This is a genomic window from Nocardia sp. NPDC003183, from assembly GCF_053590715.1.
Genome location: NZ_JBSFTG010000007.1, coordinates 130,066 through 149,343, shown reverse-complemented (window position 1 = coordinate 149,343; position 19,278 = coordinate 130,066). Strand labels below are relative to the sequence as shown.

Sequence of the window (19,278 nt, the reverse complement as noted above, 5' to 3'; positions counted from 1 at the left end):
CAAAGCCATGTCACTGTTCGATCTGAGCGATCGCGCGAAGAAGTATTCCGAAGACCTGCTCGACTTCATGGACGCGCACGTCTACCCGGCTGAGGCCGTCTACGAGGCGCAGATGCGCGAATCCGGCGACCCCCATTTCCAGCCGCCCGTCCTCGAAGAGCTCAAAGCCGAGGCCAAACGGCGCGGCCTGTGGAACCTCTTCCACCCGCACCCCGGGCGCGGCCCCGGCCTCACCAACCTCGAGTACGCGCCGCTGGCCGAGATCATGGGCCGCAGCCACCTCGCCGCCGAGGCCTGCAACTGCAACGCCCCCGACACCGGCAACATGGAAGTGCTCGAGCTGTTCGGCACCGAGGAGCACAAAGAGAAGTACCTGAAGCCACTGCTCGACGGCACCATGGCGTCGGCGTTCGCGATGACCGAACCGCGGGTGGCCAGCTCCGACGCCACCAATATCGAACTGTCGATGGTGCGCGACGGCGACGACTACCTGCTCAACGGCCGAAAGTGGTTCGCCACCAACGCCTTGCACAAGAACTGTCGTGTGATGATCGTGATGGGCAAGACCGATCCCACCGCGGCGCCGCACCGTCAGCAGACCATGATGGTGGTCCCGATCGACGCACCGGGCGTCACGATCCTGCGCGGGCTGCCGGTCTTCGGCTACCAGGAACGCGAAGGCCACGCCGAGATCGACTTCGCCGACGTGCGCGTGCCCGTCACCGACGTGCTCAAAGGTGAGGGCGAGGGTTTCGCGATCAGCCAGGCCCGGCTCGGACCCGGCCGCATCCACCACTGCATGCGCAGCATCGGGATGGCCGAACGCGCGCTGGAGATGATGTGCAAGCGCGCGCAGGCGCGGGTCACCTTCGGCGCGCCCATCGCCGACAACGCCAACATCGGGGACTGGATCGCCGAGTCGCGCATCGAGATCGAGATGATCCGGCTGCTCACGCTCAAGGCCGCGCATCTGATGGACACCGTCGGCAACAAGGCCGCGCGCACCGAGATCGCCGCCATCAAGGTGGCCGCGCCGAACATCGCGCTGAAGGTCGTCGACCGGGCCATTCAGGTACACGGCGCCGGCGGTGTCACCGACGACTTCCCGCTCGCGGCCGCCTGGGCGCACCTGCGCACACTGCGGCTCGCCGACGGCCCCGACGAAGTGCACAAGCGTGCCATCGCACGGCAGGAACTGCGCAAGTACAAGGAGAGCAACTGATATGACCGGACTGGATCTCACCGGCCGCACCGCCATCGTCACCGGCGCCTCCCGCGGCATCGGACTGGCGATCGCCCAGTCGCTGGCCACCGCGGGCGCGAACGTCGTGCTGACCGCGCGCACACAGGAATCCGCGGACACGGCCGCGGCCCAGATCGTCGGCACCGCGATCGGGGTCGGCGCGCACGTCGTCGACGAAGACGCCGCACGGCGCTGCGTCGAGCTGACCGTGGAGCGGTTCGGCAGCGTCGACATCCTGGTCAACAACGCGGGCACCAACCCGGCGTTCGGCCCGACGATCGACCAGGATCACGCCCGCTTCGCGAAGATCTTCGACGTGAATCTGTGGGCTCCCGTGCTGTGGACGCAGCTGGTCACCCGCGCGTGGATGGGCGAGCACGGCGGCGCCGTGGTCAACACCACCTCGATCGGCGGCCTGAGTCTCGAGCCCAACATCGGGCTGTACAACGCGTCCAAGGCGGCGCTGATCCACCTGACCAAGCAGTTGGCGATGGAACTGTCGCCGAAGGTGCGCGTCAACGCGATCGCGCCGGGCGTGGTGCGGACCAAGCTGGCCGAAGCGCTGTGGCAGGAGCAGGAGCGCGAGCTCTCGGCCTCGACCGCACTGGACCGGATCGGCGAGCCCGACGACGTCGCCGCCGCGGTGGCCTTCCTGGTCTCCGACGCGGCGAGCTGGATCACCGGCGAAACCATGGTGATCGACGGCGGCCAGCGGCTCGGCGACGTCGCCCCGTTCCGGAGCGGAGCCTCGGTCGGTGCCTGACGCGCACGAGGTGGTCGGCGTCGACCCGGTCGCCATCGGAAGATGGTTCGCCGCGGTCGGCGTCGAGCACACCGCGCCACTGCGTTTCGACCGGATCGGCCTCGGCCAATCGAACCTGACCTATCTGGTACGCGACGACGCGGACCGCCGGTGGGTGCTGCGCAGGCCGCCGCTGGGGCACCTGCTCGCCTCCGCGCACGATGTGGTGCGCGAGGCCAGGATCATGGCGGCGCTCGAATCCACCGATGTCCCGGCGCCACGGATTCTCGGTGTCGTCGACGATCCGGCGGTGTCGGAGGTACCGATGGTGCTGATGGAATTCGTCGACGGGCAGGTGGTCGACACCATGGCGATCGTGGAATCGCTGACCCCACAGCGTCGTCGGGCCATCGCCGAATCGCTTCCGCGCACGCTGGCGAAGATCCACGCGGTCGACCTGGCCGCCGTCGGCCTCGCCGATCTGGCGAGTCACCGGCCCTACGCCGTCCGCCAGCTCAAACGGTGGGGCGGGCAATGGGAGCAATCCAAGACCCGGGAGTTGCCGGAGCTCGACGAGCTCACCCGCAGGCTCACCGCCGACATCCCGGAGCAGCGGGAGGTGACCCTCGTGCACGGCGACTTCCACCTGCGCAACGTGATCACCGCGCACGACACCGGCGAAGTCGTGGCCGCGCTGGACTGGGAACTGTCCACCCTCGGCGACCCGCTGGCCGATATGGGCAGCCTGCTCGCCTACTGGACGGAACCGGGCGAGAACACCGGCGGCGACTTTCCCGCGTCGGCACTGCCCGGTTTCCCGGACCGCGCGCAGATGTCGGCGGCCTACCTCGCGCTGACCGGGCGCGACCCGGCCGCCCTGCGCTACTGGCACGCCTTCGGGCTGTGGAAGCTCGCCGTCATCGCCGAGGGCGTGCTGCGCCGAGCGCGGGACACGCCGCAGAACAGGGCCGCCGCGGGCACCCCGACCGTCGAACGCATCGACGCGATCGTGCACAAGGCACTCGATCTCACCGAACACATCCAGACATGACTCGCACCGCAACCGAGACCGCCGCCGGCCAGGTCACTACCTCGCCGGCGGACCGAAGGACTGATCGACGATGAAAGCATGGCAGGTAACCGAACTCGGCGAACCGCGGGAAGTACTGCAGTTCAACGACATCGACGATCCGGTGGCCGGTCCGGGGCAGGTGCTGGTGCGTGTCCTCGCGGCGCCGGCCAACTTCCCCGACGTGCTGCTGTGTCGTGGGCAGTACCAGGTCAAGCCGCCGCTGCCGTTCACGCCCGGCGTCGAACTGTGCGGTGAGGTGGTGGCGGTCGGCGACGGCGCCGATTTCGCGGTCGGTGACCGGATCGTCGGCACCACGAACCTGCCCGGTGGCGCGTTCGCCGAGCTGGCCGTGCTCGATGCCGACAGCGCGTTTCCCGCACCGGACTCCCTCGACGATGCCGAGGCCGCCGCACTGGTCATCGGCTATCAGACGAGTTGGTTCGCCCTGCACCGGCGCACTCGGGTGCAACCCGGCGAGACGCTGTTGGTGCACGCCGCCGCCGGTGGCGTGGGCAGTTCCGCCGTGCAGCTGGGCAAGGCGGCGGGCGCGCGGGTGATCGGTGTCGTCGGCGGCCCGGAGAAGGCCGACTACTGCCGCCGCCTCGGCGCCGACCTCGTGATCGACCGGCGCACAGAGGATTTCGTGCCGATCGTCAAAGAGTTCACCGGCGGCCGTGGCGCCGACGTGATCTACGACCCGGTCGGCGGCGACGCCTACGCCAAGTCCACCAAATGCATCGCCTTCGAAGGTCGCATCCTGGTGATCGGCTTCGCGGGCGGCACGATCCCCCAGCCCGCGCTCAATCACGCGCTGATCAAAAACTATTCGATCATCGGCCTGCACTGGGGGCTCTACAAGCAGTACAACCAGCAGGCGATCGCCGACTGCCACGCCGAGCTGTCGCGGCTGGCCGCGGCGGGCAAGGTGAGACCACTGATCAGCGAACGCCTTTCGCTCGGCGACGTCCCCGACGGCCTCGGCCGCCTCGGCGACGGCGACACCGTCGGCAGGCTCGTGTTCCACCCCCGGCTATAAATAGGGCATGGAACGACGTGCGGAGACCGCAGGCGACAGCGCGCCACCCTCGATGGCGCGCACCTCGCTGCTGCGCGAGCTGCCCGCCACGCCGCGCGGGCTGCGCACCAGGACAGCGCTGATCGACGCGGGACGGAAGGTGTTCGAGCGCACGGGGTATCTCGATACCCGGCTCGTGGACATCACCCAGGAGGCCAAATGCTCCTCGGGCACCTTCTACACCTATTTCGCCGGCAAAGAGGAGATCTTCGCGGCGATCCTGGAGCACGCCCAGGAAGACATGATGCATCCCGGGATGGAGCGTGTGACGGGTGACGACGATCCCGTGTCGATCATCGAGGCCAGCAATCTGGCGTACTTCGAGGCCTACAAGCGCAACGCGAAGTTGATGGGGCTGCTCGAACAGGTCGCCAACATCGATCCCGAGTTCAGCAAGCTCCGCCAGGAACGGGCCGACGCGTTCATCCGCCGCAACGCCCGCAGCATCGCCGATCTCCAGCGGCGCGGTCTCGCCGATCCCGAGCTGGATCCGATGCTGTCCTCACGGGCGCTGTCAGGGATGGTCAGCAGGCTGGCCTTCAACTATTTCGTCACCGGCGACGGTCTCCTCGACGGCAAGCCGCTCCCGATCGAGGAGCTCGTCTACACGGTGACCCGGCTCTGGGCGAACGCGCTGCGGATGCCGCTGAAGAACTGACCGGCGCGGTCGAACGAAAAAATCCCCTCACCGAGTTGTCTGGTGAGGGGATCGAAGGTGGCCAGAGCCGGGATCGAACCGGCGACCTACCGCTTTTCAGGCGGTCGCTCGTACCAACTGAGCTACCTGGCCGGAAGTACCGGATTGCTCTGGTACTACGTGCGACCCTGACGGGACTCGAACCCGCGACCTCCGCCGTGACAGGGCGGCGCGCTAACCAACTGCGCTACAGGGCCATGCTTCTGCAGTACTGCTAGACACAGTCCTAAGACTGTACCCCCTACGGGATTCGAACCCGCGCTACCGCCTTGAAAGGGCGGCGTCCTAGGCCGCTAGACGAAGGGGGCTCGTTCCGAATCTCTCCGGGGCGGCTTCAACGTTTCCGTTGGGAGCTCGCATAGCTTATGACAGGTGTGCTCAGAGTTCCAAATCGCCTGGTCAGGCGCCCAAACCGAGGTCATCCAGACGTGCCTGCTCGCGCCAGCCCTCGGTGCGGAAGTTCTGGATCCACAGCGGGGTGGCCATCGCCTCCACGATAACCTCCAGCACCTCGGCGAAGCGGGCGCGCAGGTCGGCGGCGGAACCGTTGGAGATCGGGTCGACCAGATAGCGCTGGCCCGCCAGCGCCGCGGACAGGGTCCGGGTGAAGCGGTCGGGGTCGGCGTCGGCGCGCAGGTGACCGTCGTCGATGGCGCGCACCGCGAGCACGCGGGTGGCGCGGCCGACGATCCGTCCGCCGCCGTTGCCGTTGTCGCGATGGAAGTCGGGTTCGATCACGAGGCGGTACTCGGCTTGCACGATGGTGTCGTGTTCCAGGCGAAGGGCGATCTCGTCGACCATGCCGTGCAGCACGTCGAGCGGACCGAGGTCGGCGCGTGCGAGCCAGCGCTCCGCGCAGATCCGGTACCGCTCGACCGCGGTATCGAGCACCGCGCGCGCCAGGTCTTCCTTGGAGTCGAAGTGGAAGTACATCGCCCCCTTGGTGGCGCGCGAACCTTCCAGAATGCGGTTGAGCGATGCCGCGGCATATCCGCTCTTCCCGAACTCGACGGCCGCGGACTTGATTATCGCCGCGCGTGTCCGGCGCGCCCGCTCTTGCTGCCGTGCCATGCTCGAAACGCCTCCGAACCTTCTCGACGCCGACGGTCGAATACAGACCGTTGGTGCGAATTGTGGTTTTAATTCAAACTTTCGGTATGAAAGACTCGCGGTGCCTCGCACAGCGGCCCCGCCACCAGTGAGAACCGCCTCCTCCTGCGGTAACGACTACCCCTTTGCCGGGAGTTCGCGCACCCATCGCGATCACCTCGGCCTGCGATCCGCCGGTGAATTCCCGAAACGCCACACCCTGCACCGGAGCCACGGAAAACGCGGTACCGGTGATTGTTTCGAAATTCACCAGGCGATCACCGTACCCGCATTCGCGAGTCGACACGCGGCGATTGGAGTACCCATCCGAACATCCGATCCGGTTATCCAAACCAGCAAACGGAGCGCAACCGGAATGGTTACTTCGGGTACGAATTCCATAGGCGCGCAGCCCGGTTGACCACCGCGCCGGCACCGCCGACGTTCGCCGAACGGTCGCGAGACCGGCGCCCACCTTGGACCTCTCCATCGCTGCTGCACCCCTGCTTGTCGAAAGATGTTGCGATACAACAGTATTCGATGACCATACGCAACTCGTAACGCGAACACCGCTGGGGCACCGGGTGTTTACCGGAAATCGTCGCGCACGTCCACGTCGTTACCGGCCGCCACCAGCGGCGATCAGCCGCCCGCGACTCGACCCGGGGGGACTGTTCGGTCCTTCGGCACAGCGTCCGCTAGACTCCGCTGCGCGCCCCTTTAGCTCAGTTGGTAGAGCTGGTGACTTTTAATCACTAGGTCGTAGGTTCGAGTCCTACAGGGGGCACCACGACTACTACCGTGACCATCGTCACGTGGCGACGCGCCAACCGCAGACGCCGCCGAAACCGGGGGTTCGGTGCGCGGATTCACCTACCCTGAGCGCGACCCGGGCTCCCGGGCGCCCACGACCTCAGGCGGAGTGAGATGACTTCCTTCGACGATTTGCTCTCCCAAGTACCCATCGCCCAGATCGCCGACCAGCTCGGCGTCGACCAGGCGACCGCCACCACGGCCGTGCAGGCCGCGCTGCCGACGCTGCTCGGCGGCCTCCAGGCCAACGCCGCCCAGCCGCAGGGCGCGGCTTCACTGCTCGGCGCGCTCGACAACCACGGCGGCCTCGTCGACGGCGAAGGCGCGGTGGATCTGCGGCAGGTGGACGTCGGCGACGGCGAGAAGATCGTCGACAACGTCTTCGGTGACGAGAAGAACACCGTCATCAGCGCACTCGGCGCGGGCGGCGGCACCGGCGGCAACGACCTGATCGGCAAGCTGCTGCCGATTCTCGCCCCGATCGTGCTCGCCTACGTGGCCAAACAGCTCACCGGCGGTGGCGGCGCCGCGGCTCCGGCACCGCAGCAGACGCAGGCCTCCGGCGGCGGTCTCGGTGATCTGCTGGGCGGCCTGCTCGGCGGCAGCAGCAACACCGGCGGGCTCGGCGGCATGATCGGCGACGCCCTGTCGAAGAACGCGGGAGGTGCGCTGGGCAGCGTGCTCGGCGGCCTGCTCGGCGGCAAGCGCTGAGATGTTCATCTACCTGTAGTTAACGTCGCGAGGCCCGCAGCGATAGTCCCTATGCTGCGGGCCGAGCACCTAGACTCGTCAGCACGACCATCGGATCTACTGACGAGTTGTGGCGTTGCTCAACATCGTCGGAAAACCGCTCTGTTGCGTTTCGCATCACACCTACGGTGCCGTAAGGTATGGCCGCATCGCGACGTTCGACCGCAAGCACGACAGCGAAGGGTTTTTACATGGCAAGGGATCTGACTCAACTCGAACTGCTCACGGAGTTGGAGCCGGTTGCCGAGGAAAACGTCAACCGGCACATGTCGCTGGCCAAGGAGTGGCACCCCCACGACTATGTCCCGTGGGACGAGGGCCGCAACTTCGCCGCCATGGGCGGCATCGACTGGGATCCTGAGCAGTCCAAGCTCAGCGAGGTCGCCAAGGCGGCCATGATCACCAATCTGCTCACCGAGGACAATCTGCCGTCCTACCACCGTGAGATCGCCGAGAACTTCTCCCAGGACGGCGCCTGGGGCACCTGGGTGGGTCGCTGGACCGCCGAGGAGAACCGGCACGGCATCGTGATGCGCGATTACCTGGTTGTCACCCGCGGCGTGGACCCGGTCGCCCTCGAAGAGGCGCGGATGATCCACATGACCAACGGCTTCGCCTCCCCCACCGAGGTCGACGCGGGCTTCCTGCACTCGGTCGCCTACGTGACCTTCCAGGAACTGGCCACCCGCGTGAGCCACCGCAACACCGGCAAGGTCTGTGACGACCCGATCGCCGACCGCATGCTGCAGCGCGTCGCCGCCGACGAGAACCTGCACATGATCTTCTACCGCAACCTCTGCGGCGCGGCGATGGACCTGAGCCCCGACCAGACCATCGAGGCCATCTCGATGATCGTCGAGAACTTCCAGATGCCCGGCGCGGGCATGCCGAACTTCCGTCGCAACGGCGTGCTGATGGCCAAGCACGGCATCTACGACCTGCGCCAGCACCTCGAAGAGGTCGTGCAGCCGGTGCTCAAGAAGTGGAACGTCTTCGACCGCACCGACTTCACCGCGCGTGGCGAGGCCACCCGTGAGCGGCTGGCAGGCTTCCTGGAGAAGCTGGGCCAGGACGTGCTGAAGTTCGAGGAGCAGCGCGACAAGATGCTCGCTCGCGAAGCCAAGCGCCGCGAAATGGTGAGCGTCTAACACTTCCTACGAAAAGCGCCGCCCACCTCGATCGAAGGTGGGCGGCGCTTTTGTGTGGGGACTACTTCATCGGGAGGGCGCCGTCGGCGCTGCCGACGTCGGTGATCTTCCAGTCCTTGCCCGCGTCGACGGTGATGTTGTAGGTGACCGTGTTGCGCAGGCCGTCGGGGTTCTGCGCGTTGGTGGTGCTCACGTCCACGAACGCCGCGACCTTGTAGACCTCGCCCTCGTGCGAGAGCACCTTGGCGGTGATCGGCGTGGCGGTGGAGGTCCACTTCAGCGGGATGATGATCTGCTCGAGCTTCGCGCCGGTGGCGTCGAACTTCTTCGACAGCTCGGGTGAGGTTCCGGCCTTCAGCTTGGCGACCCAGGCGTTGACGTCCTGGTAGTTCAGGGTCGCCGAGCCGACGGAGTAGTCGAGGGCGATCTGTTCGGCCTTCGCGTCGTCGGCGGCCTGGTCCTTCATGTCGGAGATCTCGGAACGGGCCGAGCCGAGCAGCACGCCGAGCACCAGCGCGAGAATCGCGAGGACGGCGATCACGGCACCGCCCACCAGCGACGAGACGCGCACGGCGACCGTGCCCTTGTCGGGCGTGGCAGGGGTTTTCGTCAGGTCGGTGGCGTCTTCCATGGGGGTCTTCTCCGATTACGTGGGGACAGCGCACCGCCGGAGGCGACGATGCCAGCAGAGTAAGGCTACTGACGTCGCGGACCTGTTCCGGACACGGCGTAGCAGGTAAACGGTGTCATCTCGGTCGCAGCGGCGGCGATGACCCGCGGATAAGCATCAGGACGCGAGATCGATCACATCGGGGCGGATGAGACAATCGTGTGCGTGACTACCACGCTGCCCCAGGCGCCCACTGCGCTGCGGATCGGGCCCTACCCGGTCGATCCGCCGGTTGTGCTCGCGCCGATGGCGGGCATCACCAACCGTGCCTTCCGCAGGCTGTGCCGGGAGTTCGGTAGCGCGACCTCGATCTACGTGTGCGAGATGATCACCGCCCGCGCAGTGGTCGAGCGCAACGAGAAGACGCTGCACATGATGTCGTTCGACGCCGACGAACATCCGCGCTCGATGCAGCTCTACGGGGTGGATCCCAAGACGCTCGGCGAGGCCGTGCGGATCATCGTCGGCGAGGGCTGGGCCGACCACATCGACCTCAATCTGGGCTGCCCCGTCCGCAAGGTGACCAAGCTCGGCGGCGGTTCGGCGCTGCCTTACAAGCGCAGGCTCTTCGCCAATATCGTCCGTGAGATGGTGGCCGCGGCCGAACCGGCCGGTGTTCCGGTGACCTTCAAGTTCCGCATCGGCATCGACGACGACCACCACACCTATCTCGACACCGGCCGCATCGCCGAGGCCGAGGGCGCCGCCGCCGTGGCGCTGCACGCGCGCACCGCGGCCCAGCTCTACTCGGGCGCGGCCGACTGGTCGGCCATCGCCCGGCTCAAGGAAGCCGTCACCTCCATCCCGGTCCTCGGCAACGGCGACATCTTCACCGCCGACGACGCCCTGCGGATGATGAACGAGACCGGCTGCGACGGCGTGGTCGTCGGCCGCGGCTGCCTCGGCCGGCCGTGGCTGTTCGCCGAACTCAGCGCGGCCCTGCGCGGCGAACCGATCCCGGAGGGGCCGACGCTCGGCCGCGTCGGAGAGATCCTGGTGCGCCACGCCACCCTGCTCACCGAGCACGACGGTGAGGACAAGGCCATGCGCGATATCCGCAAGCACATGGCCTGGTACCTGATGGGTTTCCCGGTCGGCTCGCAGCTGCGGCGCAGCTTCGCCACCGTGTCGAAGCTGTCGCAGATCGAGGACCTGGTCGGGCAGCTCGACCCGGCCGTGCCGTTCCCCACCGACGCGCTCGGACCGCGCGGACGGCAGGGTTCGCCGCAGACCAAGGTGGTACTTCCAGAGGGTTGGCTCGACGATCCGGAGGACGACACCGTCCCGGCCGCGGCCGATGTGATGCACAGCGGCGGCTGACCAGCCACCGATAACGGGTCGACATCAATTCGTAAGCCGCTGCGGTTTCCTCCGATCACACCGTCTCGAGCAGGGCTTTTCGTCGGCGATTCGAGCTTCGTCATCACATCGTCAGCGATTCCCGTGTGCACTGGAGTGGCCACTCGTGGCGGAATCGTTATCATTGCGGGATCGTTCGACTCTGGTTCGAATCGGAGCCGGGCGGTGACGCGCAGGCTGCGCCAGATAGAGAAGTGAGGTTCGTTGGTGGGTGACGATCGGCGCGGGCGTACGCCCCGGCCCGGAAATCGCGCCCCCTGGGAGCGATACCCGACGGCCGAACCCACCGAGCAACCGGAAAACGGCTCGCGACGTTCGCGTCACGCCGACGCGACGCAGGACGCCGGTTCCGCACCGCTGACGGTGGCCGACCTGGTGAACCGGGTCGACAGCGAACGCACCAGACGCGGCAGACGCGTTCCGCCCGCCGAGAGCGCCGAGCCCGCCTCACGCGCGGGCCGCCGCGCCCGCGAACAGGCACCGCGCCCCACCCCACGTCCCGACATCGCCCCCCGCACCGACGGCTCCCCCGTCGTCGACGACATCGCGGGCACCCCACCCCATCGCGCCGAATCCCCCGCCGACCGCACCGCGACCACCGCGCTGCCCGCCCAGTCGAAGGAGCCGGTCCGCACCGCCGTCCCGGCACGGCGGGTGGGCGGTCCGGTCGATCCGCCCACCGACATCCTGCCCACGGTGAACCCCGCCGCCGAGCCCGAGCGCGCCCGGCCGGTCAAAACCGCGTCCGCGGCACCGCCACGTCGTCCGGACGGCCGTGCGGGCACAGGAGAGCGCCGGAACAAGCAGGCACGGATGGCAGGGCGCGTCACGCTCACCTTCGTCGCGGTGCTCACGCTGGTGATCACCGGCGGCGGCTGGAGCTACCTCCAAGCCACCAACAGCAGCTTCACCCAGGTCGATGCACTCGGCGGCGGCGCCACCGGCGACGTGCTCGACGGTGATATGCAGCTCGGCGACGAGAACTACCTCATCGTCGGCACCGACACCAGAGCGGGCGTCAACGCCGACATGGGCGCGGGCTCCGCCGCCGACACCGAGGGCGCCCGCGCCGACACGGCGATGCTGGTGCACATCCCGAAGAACCGCTCGCGCGTGGTGGTCGTGTCGTTCCCGCGCGACCTCGACGTCTCCCGTCCGGTGTGCTCGGAATGGGACAACGACACGGCCACCTATACCGACCAGAAACTCCCGTCGGCCATGAGCGACAAGCTCAACGCCGTCTACGCCCGCGGCGGGCCCAAGTGCCTGGTCGACGTGATTCGCAAGATGTCAGGCCTGACCATCGGCCACTTCATCGGCATCGACTTCGCCGGTTTCGAGGCCATGGTCGACCAGATCGGTGGCGTCGAGGTGTGCTCGACCAAGCCGATCATCGACGGCGTCCTCGGTCCGGTGCTCGAGACCTCGGGCAAGCAGCGGGTCAACGGCGAGACCGCGCTCAACTACGTGCGCGCCAGGCACGTGGTCGGTGAGGAACGCAGCGACTACGACCGGATCAACCGCCAGCAACGCTTCCTCGCGTCGCTGTTGCGTGGGGCGTTATCGAGCAAGGTGCTCTTCGATCCGGGCAAGCTCAACGGGTTCATCCAGGCCTTCACCGCCCACACCTTCGTCGACAAGGTGACACCGCAGGACCTCCTGCTGCTCGGCCGTTCCCTGCAGAAGATGGACGCGGGCGCGGTGACGTTCCTGACCATCCCCACGGCGGGCACCACCTCCTACGGCAACGAGATTCCGCGCGAATCCGACATCAAGGCCATCTTCCGCGCCGTCATCGACGACCAGCCGCTGCCGGGTGAGACCAAGGCACCTGAGGTGCAGAGTTCGGCGCCGTCGCCGGCCCCGGCCGCGCCCAAGCAGTACGCGGTGGCCCCGAGCACGATGTCGCTGCTGGTGTCCAACGGTTCGGGCACGGTGGGCGCGGCCAAGACGGTCGCCTCCAAGCTCAGCTACCAGGGCTTCGGGATCTACAACACCGGCAACTACTCCGGCGGTACCGCGTCGACCTCGACGATCCGCTACGCCGCGGGTCTGGAAGCCGAGGCCGCCACCGTGGCGAGCGCGATCCCCGGCGCGGTCCTGGAGCAGGCCAACGAGCTGGGCAGCATCATCGAAGTAGTGGTCGGCACCGATTTCGCGGGCACGGTCCGCACGGCGACACCGGTCGGCACGGAACTGCCGACGGTGCCGATGGGCCAGCCGCACAGCGCGGCCCCGGTCGCGCTGCCCTCCGACCTCGAGCACATGAACGCCGCCGACGACACGTGCAAGTAGGGCACAGCCGCTGACCTGCCACGACACTGCCATGTGGCATTAACCCGGCGTTGGGTGACAGGGATCCGGGTACCCACTAGGGTCTGCAATCATGCGTGTCATCTACAACGAGCAAATGGCCGACCTCGCCAACCTCCTCGGCGAGATGGCCGGTCTCGCTGGCCAGGCCATGGAACAGGCCACCCAATCACTGCTGCAGGCCGACCTGGGTCTGGCCGAGCAGGTCATCGGTGAGCAGGATCGGATCTCGGTGATGATCACCGAGGCCGAGGAGAAGGCCTTCGCGCTGCTCGCACTGCAGGCCCCCGTCGCGGGCGACCTGCGCCAGGTCGTCAGCGCGATCCAGATCGTGGGCGACGTCAACCGGATGGGCGCGCTCGCGCTGCACGTCGCCAAGGTGACCCGCCGCCGCCACCCCGCCCACGCCCTGCCCGAGTCGGTCAACGGCTACTTCGCGGAGATGGGCCGCATCGCGGTCAACATGGGCGCGGGCGCCAAAGAGGTACTCGAGTCCCGCGACCCCGAGCGCGCCGCCCAGCTCAACCAGGACGACGAAGCGATGGACGACCTCCACCGCCACCTGTTCACCCTCCTGATGGACCGCGACTGGAAGTACGGCGTAGCCGCCGCGGTGGACGTCACCCTGCTAGGCCGCTATTACGAGCGCTTCGCCGACCACGCCGTGGAGATCGGCCGTCGCGTGATCTTCCTGGTAACGGGTGTCCTGCCCGGCGACGAGGACCTCGAAACCAGCTGAGAATCAGGAGTCGGCCCCCGCTCACTGCGGGGGCTTTCTTCTTGGCCGGATTCTGTTGCTGCCCTGAGCATTTCGATGGTCGACAGCCATTGTTTCCGCCAACACAGTTCGGTAGCCTACGTAACAAGGGGGGTTCGAACAGCGCAACCTCTGTGGGGATCTACTGAAATGAAAGAGGTTTCGCAATGGCAAAACGATTGCTCTCCGGTGCATTGGTCGGCGCCGCCACGATCTTGACCGCGGTGTTGCTCGCCCCGCAAGCTGCGGCTGCGCCGACAGCGCCGTGCGATGCGTATCACGTCGGCGACGTTCAGTACGAGGGCGCGACGAAGTGGCTGTGCTATTCATACGGCCAGGGCTCGTACGGATGGATCATCGCCTGATAGCGCCGGCGGCTGTACAGCAGCGCTAGGTTCCGTGCCGCTGTAACGAGAAAGCCCCGCACTCCTTTCAGAAGGAGTGCGGGGCTTTTCCCTGTGCTCTTACCCGAAGCGGCCGGAGATGTAGTCCTCCGTGGCGCGCTGGGTGGGGTTGGAGAAGATCTTCTCGGTGTCGTCGATCTCGATCAGGCGACCGGGCTTGCCCTGGGCTTCGAGGTTGAAGAAACCGGTCTGGTCACTCACCCGCGCGGCCTGCTGCATGTTGTGGGTGACGATGACGATCGTGAACTCTTTCTTGAGTTCGGTGATCAGGTCCTCGATCGCCAGGGTGGAGATCGGGTCCAGCGCCGAACACGGCTCGTCCATCAGCAACACATCGGGCGAGACCGCGATGGCGCGGGCGATGCACAGACGCTGCTGCTGACCACCGGAGAGGCTGCCGCCGGGCTTGTCGAGCCGGTCCTTGACCTCGTTCCAGAGGTTGGCGCCCTTGAGCGAGCGCTCGGCGACCTCGTCGAGCTCCTTCTTGTTGCGCACGCCCTGCAGCTTGAGCCCGGCCACCACGTTGTCGCGAATCGACATGGTGGGGAACGGGTTCGGACGCTGGAACACCATGCCGATGGTGCGCCGCACGCCGACCGGGTCGATCGAGGAGCTGTAGATGTCCTCGCCGTCGAGCAGCACGGCACCTTCGACGCGGGCGTTCGGGGTCACCTCGTGCATGCGGTTGAGCGAGCGCAGCACGGTGGACTTGCCACAGCCGGAGGGACCGATGAAGGCGGTGACGCTGCGCGGCAGCACGGTCAGTTCCACATTCGCCACGGCGTGGAAGCTGCCGTAATAGATGTTGAGATCTTTGACGTCGATCCGCTTGGCCATCTGAGTATTCCGTTCGCTTCTATCGGTTCCGGGTGAGCAGCTTGTTGACGCCGGCGGCAGCCAGGTACAGCACCGCGATCATCAGGATCAGCGTGAGTGCCGCACCCCAAACACGTTCGCGGCCCGCGGCCTCCGGGTTGGCCAGCTCTTGGTAGATCAACAGCGGCAGCGAGGCCATGTTGCCGTCGAAGATGTTCTGGTTGATCGACTTCGAGTATCCGACCAGCACGAGCACCGGTGCGGTCTCGCCCATCACGCGAGCGAGCGAGAGCAGGATGCCGCTGATCATGCCGGGAGCCGCGGTGGGAACGACGATCCGCAGGATGGTCTTCCACTTCGGCACGCCGAGCGCGTAGGACGCCTCGCGCAGCTCATCGGGGACGAGCTTCAACATCTCCTCGGTGCTGCGCACGACCACCGGCAGCATCAGCAACACCAGCGCCAGCGAGACGGCGAAGGAACTCTGCGGCATGCCGAAGGTGGCGATCCACAGCGCGAAGATGAACAGCGCGGCGACGATCGAGGGCACACCGGCCAGGATGTCGACCATGAAGGTGGTGACCTTGGCGAGCCGGCCGCGACCGTATTCGACCAGGTAGACTGCGGCCATGATGCCGAGCGGTACCGCGATGACAGAGGCGACCGCCGCCTGCACGATGGTGCCGTAGATAGCGTGGTAGACACCGCCACCGGTCTGGTCGGGCAGGATGCCCTTCTGCGAGTTGAACCACCAGTCCGACGAGATGATCGCGGTGAAGCCCTTGCTCACCACCAGTCCGAGCACCCACACCAGCGGGATCAGAGCGATGACGAAGCAGAGCGTGACCAGGCCGGTCGCGATGTTGTTCTTGATCCGCCTGCCGGTACTGACGTGCCGGAAGGTGGGCGCCTTGAGCGGCTTGTCGAGGGTCGTCGTGGTGGTCATCAGCCGTTCACCTTTCCGCCGGAAGCCAGGCGGGCCAGCGCGTTGACGATGAAGGTCAGCGCGAAGAGAACGAAGCCGGCGGCGATGTAGGCGCCGGTGGGCAGCGGTGAACTGAACTCCGAGGCCGCCGAGGCGATCTTGGAGGCGAAGGTGTAGCCGCCGTCGAACAGCGACCAGCTACCCGCGTTGCTCGCGGTACGCAGCACGACGAGCACCGCGATCGTCTCACCGAGCGCACGGCCGAGACCGAGCATGGAGCCCGCGATCACACCGCTGCGGCCGTAGGGCAGCACGGTCATCCGCACGACCTCCCACTTGGTGGCGCCGAGTGCCTGCGCGGCTTCGATGTGGGCGCGCGGGGTGAGTGCGAACACTTCGCGAGCCACCGAGGTGATGATCGGCAGGATCATCACGGCGAGCACGACACCGGCGGTGAAGATGGTGCCGCCGCCCGCGATCGAGACGTTGCCGTCGGAGAACAGGAACAACCAGCTCAGGTTCTTGTTGAGGAATTCCTGCACCGGCGCGATCTGCGGCGCCAGCACGAGGAAGCCCCACAGACCGAACACGATGGACGGCACCGCGGCGAGCAGGTCGATCAGCATCGTGAACGGCCTGCCCAGCCGCGACGGCGCGTAGTGCGTCAGGAACAGCGCGATACCGACACCGATCGGCACCGCGACGATGAGCGCGAACACCGAGCTCAGCACCGTGACCATGAACAGGTCGCGGATACCGAAGCGCAGGTTGTTCGCGTCACCGGTCGAGAATTCGGTACTGGTGAAGAAGTTGACCTCGTCAGCCCTGATCGAGGGGACCGCGCGGATCAGCAGGAACAGCGCGATCAACGCGATGGCCGCGACGATCGTCGCGCCGGCCGCGGTGGCCGTCCACCGGAAGATCGTCTCGGCGTTCAGGCGGCCGGTACGACCCCCGTCAGGGGCCTTGTCGATTTTCGGTTCGGTCGGCATATTCGCAGTATCTCCGGCCGCCCGTGGGCTCGTCGAATTCGACGAGCCCACTGCGGTCACCTCGGGGTGCATGGTCATGGCCAGGAAGCGATCAGGAGATGGCGTTGATCGCGGTGGTCAGCTTGGTCTTGAACGCGTCGGGCAGCGGCACGTAGCCCGCCTCGGTCAGACCGGTCTGGCCGTTGGTGACGGCCGAGGTCAGGAAGGCCTTGACGGCCTTGCTGGTCTCGGCGTCGGCGTACTTGGAGCACACGATCTCGTAGGTGGCCATGACGATCGGGTACGAGCCGGCGGCGGTCGGCTTGTAGAACGAGCTGGTGTCGAGGACGAGGTCGTTGCCCTCACCCTTGATCTTCACGCCGTCGATGGCCTTGGCGGCCGACTCGGCCGACAGCTTGACCGGGTCCTTGCTCGCGGAGGTGATGATCTGCGAGATGGACAGGTTCTGCGCCTTGGCGAAGGACCACTCGTTGTAGGTGATCGAGTTCTTGGTGTTCTTGATGGCGGCCGAGGTGCCCTCGTTGCCCTTGGCGCCTTCACCGACGCCACCGTTGAAGGTCTTGCCGCCGCCCTTGCCCCACGCGCCGTCGGAGGCCGCGTCGAGGTAGAGCTGGAAGTTGTCGGTGGTGCCCGACTCGTCGGAGCGGAAGATCACGGCGATCTTCTCCGAGGGGAGCTTGGCGTTGGGGTTGAGCGCCTTGATCTCGGGGGCATCCCAGGTGGCGACGGAGCCGTTGAACACCTTGGCGGCGGTCGGGCCGTCGAGCACCAGGTCGGTGACGCCGTCGACGTTGTAGGTGATGGCGATCGGGCCGAAGACGGTCGGCAGGTTCCACGCGGGGGCGCCACAACGCTCCGCGGCCTTGGCCGGCTCTTCCTTCTTGGAGCTCAGCGCCGAGTCGGAGCCACCGAAATCGGTCTGGGCGCCGAGGAACTCGTTGACGCCGGCGCCCGAGCCACTCGAGGTGTAGTTCAGGGTGTAGCCGTCGCAGTTGTTCTCGTAGGCCGCGACGAAACGCTCCATGGCGTTCTTCTGCGAGGAGGCACCGGACGCCTTGAGCGCCTTCTTGCCACCACAGGCAACGCTGGTGTTGGCGGCATTGCTCGCATCGCCACCGGTGGCGTTGTCGTCACTGCCACAGGCCGCCAGGGTCATGGCGCCCACGGCGAAGACGCCGACCAGGGCACTGGTGCGCTTGAAGTTCACTTTTCCTCCGACAATGCTGGGTGTCTCACTCGGTCCCTCACCGGCCCGAGCGAGGCTGGCCGGTGCTCGCTATCCCCGAGGAATGCGCGCACCAGGCGACGACTGTGCCGCCCAGAAGTAACCTAAGGTCGTCCGGTTGACAGTTGGCCCGATGTGGGTTAACGGAGAATGAACAGCCCGGCGCGATCAATGCCGCGAATGTGACGTTAGCCCCAGTTTTACTCGCGCTTACCCGGTCATCCGCGCAATATTCTCCTCGCGCACCAGAATTCACCTCGAATGTGAGGTGACTCGCATCAGGGCAGGGAGTACGCGACGTCGATGTGGGCGGGCGCGAATCCGAGTTTGGTGTAGGTGTTCACGGCGGCGGTGTTGTCGGCTTCGGTGTAGAGCAGGACTTCCGTGGAGCCGGCCGCGCGCAGGTGTCGCAGACCGGCCAGGGTGAGCAGTCTGCCCAGGCCACGCCCCTGCGCGGACGGGTCGACCCCGACCACGTACACCTCACCGGCGGGAGCGGCGTCGGGATGCTGTTTGGTCCAGTGGAAACCGAGCAGGCGGTCCGGGTCGGCGACGTCGAACGCCAGAAACAGACCGGCCGGTTCGAACCACGATTCCGCGCGGCGAGCGGCGATGTCGCGCTCGGTCCAGCCGCCCTGCTCAGGATGCCAGGCGAAAGCCGCGTTGTTCACCCGCAGGATCTCGAGGTCGTCGACGGGGCCCGCGTAGGTGCGGAGGATGAGGTCTTCCGGAAGCTCGAGTTCCGGTAGCTCCGGGGTTGCCAGCGAGCGGCGCATCTGCCACAGCTCGCGAGCCGTGACCAACCCGAGGCCGGTCGCCAGTGCCTTGGCGGCGGGCAGGTCACCGTGCGCCCACACCCTGGTGCCCGTGCCACCCTCGGCCAATGCTGCACGGACCAGGTCGGCGCCGATACCTGCGCCACGAGCGGCGGGGTCGACGGCGACCTCGGACATCGCGGGGTGATCGTCATGTGCCGCAACGAGATTCGCGTAACCCACCAACTCGCCCCCGCGTAGCGCCAGCACGTGCCGGGTCGACGGATCGGCTTCGGCGAGCGACAGCACCGCCTGCTCCGAGACCGGAGCGACACCGTCGAGGTCGGCCGCGCGTTCGAGCAGGGCCCGCACCGTGTTCGCGGTGCCGGGCTCGATCTGGGCAGCCCAGGTCAAGGTTGCTGTATCCGGCATC

The 19,278-nt window shown here is 66.9% G+C and carries 18 protein-coding genes and 4 tRNA genes; 12 read left to right on the top strand and 10 right to left on the bottom strand.

Annotation, left to right across the window (positions count from 1 at the left end):
• Nucleotides 1-7: 7 nt before the first annotated feature.
• The 5 genes from ACWDXS_RS21895 to ACWDXS_RS21875 all read left to right on the top strand — a co-directional run bounded on the left by ACWDXS_RS21895 (nucleotide 8) and on the right by ACWDXS_RS21875 (nucleotide 4,790).
• Nucleotides 8-1,222, top strand: coding sequence for an acyl-CoA dehydrogenase family protein (locus ACWDXS_RS21895; protein ID WP_449968163.1), 1,215 nt, complete (start codon nucleotides 8-10; stop codon nucleotides 1,220-1,222).
• A gap of 1 nt (nucleotide 1,223) precedes the next feature.
• The gene (locus ACWDXS_RS21890) at nucleotides 1,224-2,006 is read left to right on the top strand and encodes an SDR family oxidoreductase (protein ID WP_449968160.1); all 783 of its coding nucleotides are present in this window, start codon (nucleotides 1,224-1,226) and stop codon (nucleotides 2,004-2,006) included.
• Nucleotides 1,999-3,036 (top strand): phosphotransferase family protein, encoded by a 1,038-nt coding sequence (locus ACWDXS_RS21885; RefSeq protein WP_449968157.1) that lies wholly within the window; start codon nucleotides 1,999-2,001, stop codon nucleotides 3,034-3,036. Before ACWDXS_RS21890 ends, ACWDXS_RS21885 begins: the two co-directional genes overlap by 8 nt.
• Nucleotides 3,037-3,106: 70 nt before the next feature.
• Nucleotides 3,107-4,093 carry an NADPH:quinone oxidoreductase family protein gene (locus ACWDXS_RS21880; protein WP_387446353.1) on the top strand — a complete coding sequence of 329 codons (987 nt, stop codon included), beginning with the start codon at nucleotides 3,107-3,109 and terminating at the stop codon, nucleotides 4,091-4,093.
• Between the two features lie 7 nt (nucleotides 4,094-4,100).
• On the top strand, nucleotides 4,101-4,790 hold the full coding sequence (locus ACWDXS_RS21875; RefSeq protein WP_449968153.1) for a TetR/AcrR family transcriptional regulator: 690 nt from the start codon (nucleotides 4,101-4,103) through the stop codon (nucleotides 4,788-4,790).
• Between the two features lie 58 nt (nucleotides 4,791-4,848).
• Here ACWDXS_RS21875 and ACWDXS_RS21870 read toward each other — a convergent pair.
• The 4 genes from ACWDXS_RS21870 to ACWDXS_RS21855 all read right to left on the bottom strand — a co-directional run bounded on the left by ACWDXS_RS21870 (nucleotide 4,849) and on the right by ACWDXS_RS21855 (nucleotide 5,900).
• A tRNA-Phe gene (locus ACWDXS_RS21870) sits at nucleotides 4,849-4,922 on the bottom strand.
• 30 nt (nucleotides 4,923-4,952) lie between these two features.
• Nucleotides 4,953-5,026: transfer RNA gene (locus ACWDXS_RS21865), tRNA-Asp, on the bottom strand.
• Between the two features lie 38 nt (nucleotides 5,027-5,064).
• A tRNA-Glu gene (locus ACWDXS_RS21860) sits at nucleotides 5,065-5,137 on the bottom strand.
• Nucleotides 5,138-5,228: 91 nt separating this feature from the next.
• Entirely contained in the window at nucleotides 5,229-5,900 is a 672-nt protein-coding gene (locus tag ACWDXS_RS21855) for a TetR family transcriptional regulator (RefSeq protein WP_378990557.1), read from the bottom strand.
• A 732-nt stretch (nucleotides 5,901-6,632) separates the two neighbouring features.
• On the opposite strand from ACWDXS_RS21855, the gene ACWDXS_RS21850 reads away from it, so the two are divergent.
• From ACWDXS_RS21850 to ACWDXS_RS21840, 3 genes are all read left to right on the top strand, one after another.
• A tRNA-Lys gene (locus ACWDXS_RS21850) sits at nucleotides 6,633-6,708 on the top strand.
• A 137-nt stretch (nucleotides 6,709-6,845) separates the two neighbouring features.
• The gene (locus ACWDXS_RS21845) at nucleotides 6,846-7,442 is read left to right on the top strand and encodes a DUF937 domain-containing protein (protein ID WP_387446351.1); all 597 of its coding nucleotides are present in this window, start codon (nucleotides 6,846-6,848) and stop codon (nucleotides 7,440-7,442) included.
• 230 nt (nucleotides 7,443-7,672) lie between these two features.
• The gene (locus ACWDXS_RS21840; protein ID WP_378990561.1) at nucleotides 7,673-8,629 is read left to right on the top strand and encodes an acyl-ACP desaturase; all 957 of its coding nucleotides are present in this window, start codon (nucleotides 7,673-7,675) and stop codon (nucleotides 8,627-8,629) included.
• A 61-nt stretch (nucleotides 8,630-8,690) separates the two neighbouring features.
• Here the strand turns inward: ACWDXS_RS21840 and ACWDXS_RS21835 are convergent, their stop codons facing one another.
• A complete protein-coding gene (locus ACWDXS_RS21835; RefSeq protein ID WP_379315293.1) occupies nucleotides 8,691-9,260 on the bottom strand; it encodes a hypothetical protein in 570 nt (189 codons plus the stop codon).
• A 204-nt stretch (nucleotides 9,261-9,464) separates the two neighbouring features.
• Between ACWDXS_RS21835 and dusB the strand changes: the two genes are divergently transcribed.
• The 4 genes from dusB (at nucleotide 9,465) to ACWDXS_RS21815 (ending at nucleotide 14,093) form a co-directional block, all read left to right on the top strand.
• Nucleotides 9,465-10,619, top strand: a complete 1,155-nt coding sequence (gene dusB, locus ACWDXS_RS21830) for a tRNA dihydrouridine synthase DusB (protein WP_379315294.1) — start codon at nucleotides 9,465-9,467, stop codon at nucleotides 10,617-10,619.
• Between the two features lie 246 nt (nucleotides 10,620-10,865).
• Nucleotides 10,866-12,953, top strand: a complete 2,088-nt coding sequence (locus tag ACWDXS_RS21825) for an LCP family protein (protein ID WP_379315295.1) — start codon at nucleotides 10,866-10,868, stop codon at nucleotides 12,951-12,953.
• A 91-nt stretch (nucleotides 12,954-13,044) separates the two neighbouring features.
• Nucleotides 13,045-13,710, top strand: a complete 666-nt coding sequence (gene phoU, locus ACWDXS_RS21820) for a phosphate signaling complex protein PhoU (protein ID WP_378658005.1) — start codon at nucleotides 13,045-13,047, stop codon at nucleotides 13,708-13,710.
• Between the two features lie 185 nt (nucleotides 13,711-13,895).
• Nucleotides 13,896-14,093, top strand: a complete 198-nt coding sequence (locus tag ACWDXS_RS21815; protein WP_378990564.1) for a hypothetical protein — start codon at nucleotides 13,896-13,898, stop codon at nucleotides 14,091-14,093.
• A gap of 99 nt (nucleotides 14,094-14,192) precedes the next feature.
• Here ACWDXS_RS21815 and pstB read toward each other — a convergent pair whose 3' ends face one another.
• From pstB to mshD, 5 genes are all read right to left on the bottom strand, one after another.
• Nucleotides 14,193-14,969 carry a phosphate ABC transporter ATP-binding protein PstB gene (gene pstB, locus ACWDXS_RS21810; RefSeq protein WP_056818713.1) on the bottom strand — a complete coding sequence of 259 codons (777 nt, stop codon included), beginning with the start codon at nucleotides 14,967-14,969 and terminating at the stop codon, nucleotides 14,193-14,195.
• A 19-nt stretch (nucleotides 14,970-14,988) separates the two neighbouring features.
• Nucleotides 14,989-15,894 carry a phosphate ABC transporter permease PstA gene (pstA, locus tag ACWDXS_RS21805; RefSeq protein WP_378990565.1) on the bottom strand — a complete coding sequence of 302 codons (906 nt, stop codon included), beginning with the start codon at nucleotides 15,892-15,894 and terminating at the stop codon, nucleotides 14,989-14,991.
• A complete protein-coding gene (pstC, locus tag ACWDXS_RS21800) occupies nucleotides 15,894-16,865 on the bottom strand; it encodes a phosphate ABC transporter permease subunit PstC (protein ID WP_378990566.1) in 972 nt (323 codons plus the stop codon). Before pstC ends, pstA begins: the two co-directional genes overlap by 1 nt.
• 91 nt (nucleotides 16,866-16,956) lie before the next feature.
• On the bottom strand, nucleotides 16,957-18,072 hold the full coding sequence (pstS, locus tag ACWDXS_RS21795; protein ID WP_378990567.1) for a phosphate ABC transporter substrate-binding protein PstS: 1,116 nt from the start codon (nucleotides 18,070-18,072) through the stop codon (nucleotides 16,957-16,959).
• 296 nt (nucleotides 18,073-18,368) lie between these two features.
• Nucleotides 18,369-19,277 carry a mycothiol synthase gene (gene mshD, locus ACWDXS_RS21790; RefSeq protein WP_449968143.1) on the bottom strand — a complete coding sequence of 303 codons (909 nt, stop codon included), beginning with the start codon at nucleotides 19,275-19,277 and terminating at the stop codon, nucleotides 18,369-18,371.
• Nucleotide 19,278: the final 1 nt, after the last annotated feature.

Bases quoted from the DNA above. Each gene is read 5' to 3' on its own strand.
- ACWDXS_RS21845 (WP_387446351.1), top strand. From the start codon at position 6,846: ATGACTTCCTTCGACGATTTGCTCTCCCAAGTACCCATCGCCCAGATC.
- ACWDXS_RS21895 (WP_449968163.1), top strand. From the start codon at position 8: ATGTCACTGTTCGATCTGAGCGATCGCGCGAAGAAGTATTCCGAAGAC.
- ACWDXS_RS21840 (WP_378990561.1), top strand. From the start codon at position 7,673: ATGGCAAGGGATCTGACTCAACTCGAACTGCTCACGGAGTTGGAGCCG.
- pstB (WP_056818713.1), bottom strand. From the start codon at position 14,969: ATGGCCAAGCGGATCGACGTCAAAGATCTCAACATCTATTACGGCAGC.
- ACWDXS_RS21890 (WP_449968160.1), top strand. From the start codon at position 1,224: ATGACCGGACTGGATCTCACCGGCCGCACCGCCATCGTCACCGGCGCC.
- pstA (WP_378990565.1), bottom strand. From the start codon at position 15,894: ATGACCACCACGACGACCCTCGACAAGCCGCTCAAGGCGCCCACCTTC.
- pstC (WP_378990566.1), bottom strand. From the start codon at position 16,865: ATGCCGACCGAACCGAAAATCGACAAGGCCCCTGACGGGGGTCGTACC.
- ACWDXS_RS21855 (WP_378990557.1), bottom strand. From the start codon at position 5,900: ATGGCACGGCAGCAAGAGCGGGCGCGCCGGACACGCGCGGCGATAATC.
- ACWDXS_RS21835 (WP_379315293.1), bottom strand. From the start codon at position 9,260: ATGGAAGACGCCACCGACCTGACGAAAACCCCTGCCACGCCCGACAAG.
- ACWDXS_RS21875 (WP_449968153.1), top strand. From the start codon at position 4,101: ATGGAACGACGTGCGGAGACCGCAGGCGACAGCGCGCCACCCTCGATG.
- mshD (WP_449968143.1), bottom strand. From the start codon at position 19,277: ATGCCGGATACAGCAACCTTGACCTGGGCTGCCCAGATCGAGCCCGGC.
- ACWDXS_RS21880 (WP_387446353.1), top strand. From the start codon at position 3,107: ATGAAAGCATGGCAGGTAACCGAACTCGGCGAACCGCGGGAAGTACTG.
- ACWDXS_RS21815 (WP_378990564.1), top strand. From the start codon at position 13,896: ATGGCAAAACGATTGCTCTCCGGTGCATTGGTCGGCGCCGCCACGATC.
- phoU (WP_378658005.1), top strand. From the start codon at position 13,045: ATGCGTGTCATCTACAACGAGCAAATGGCCGACCTCGCCAACCTCCTC.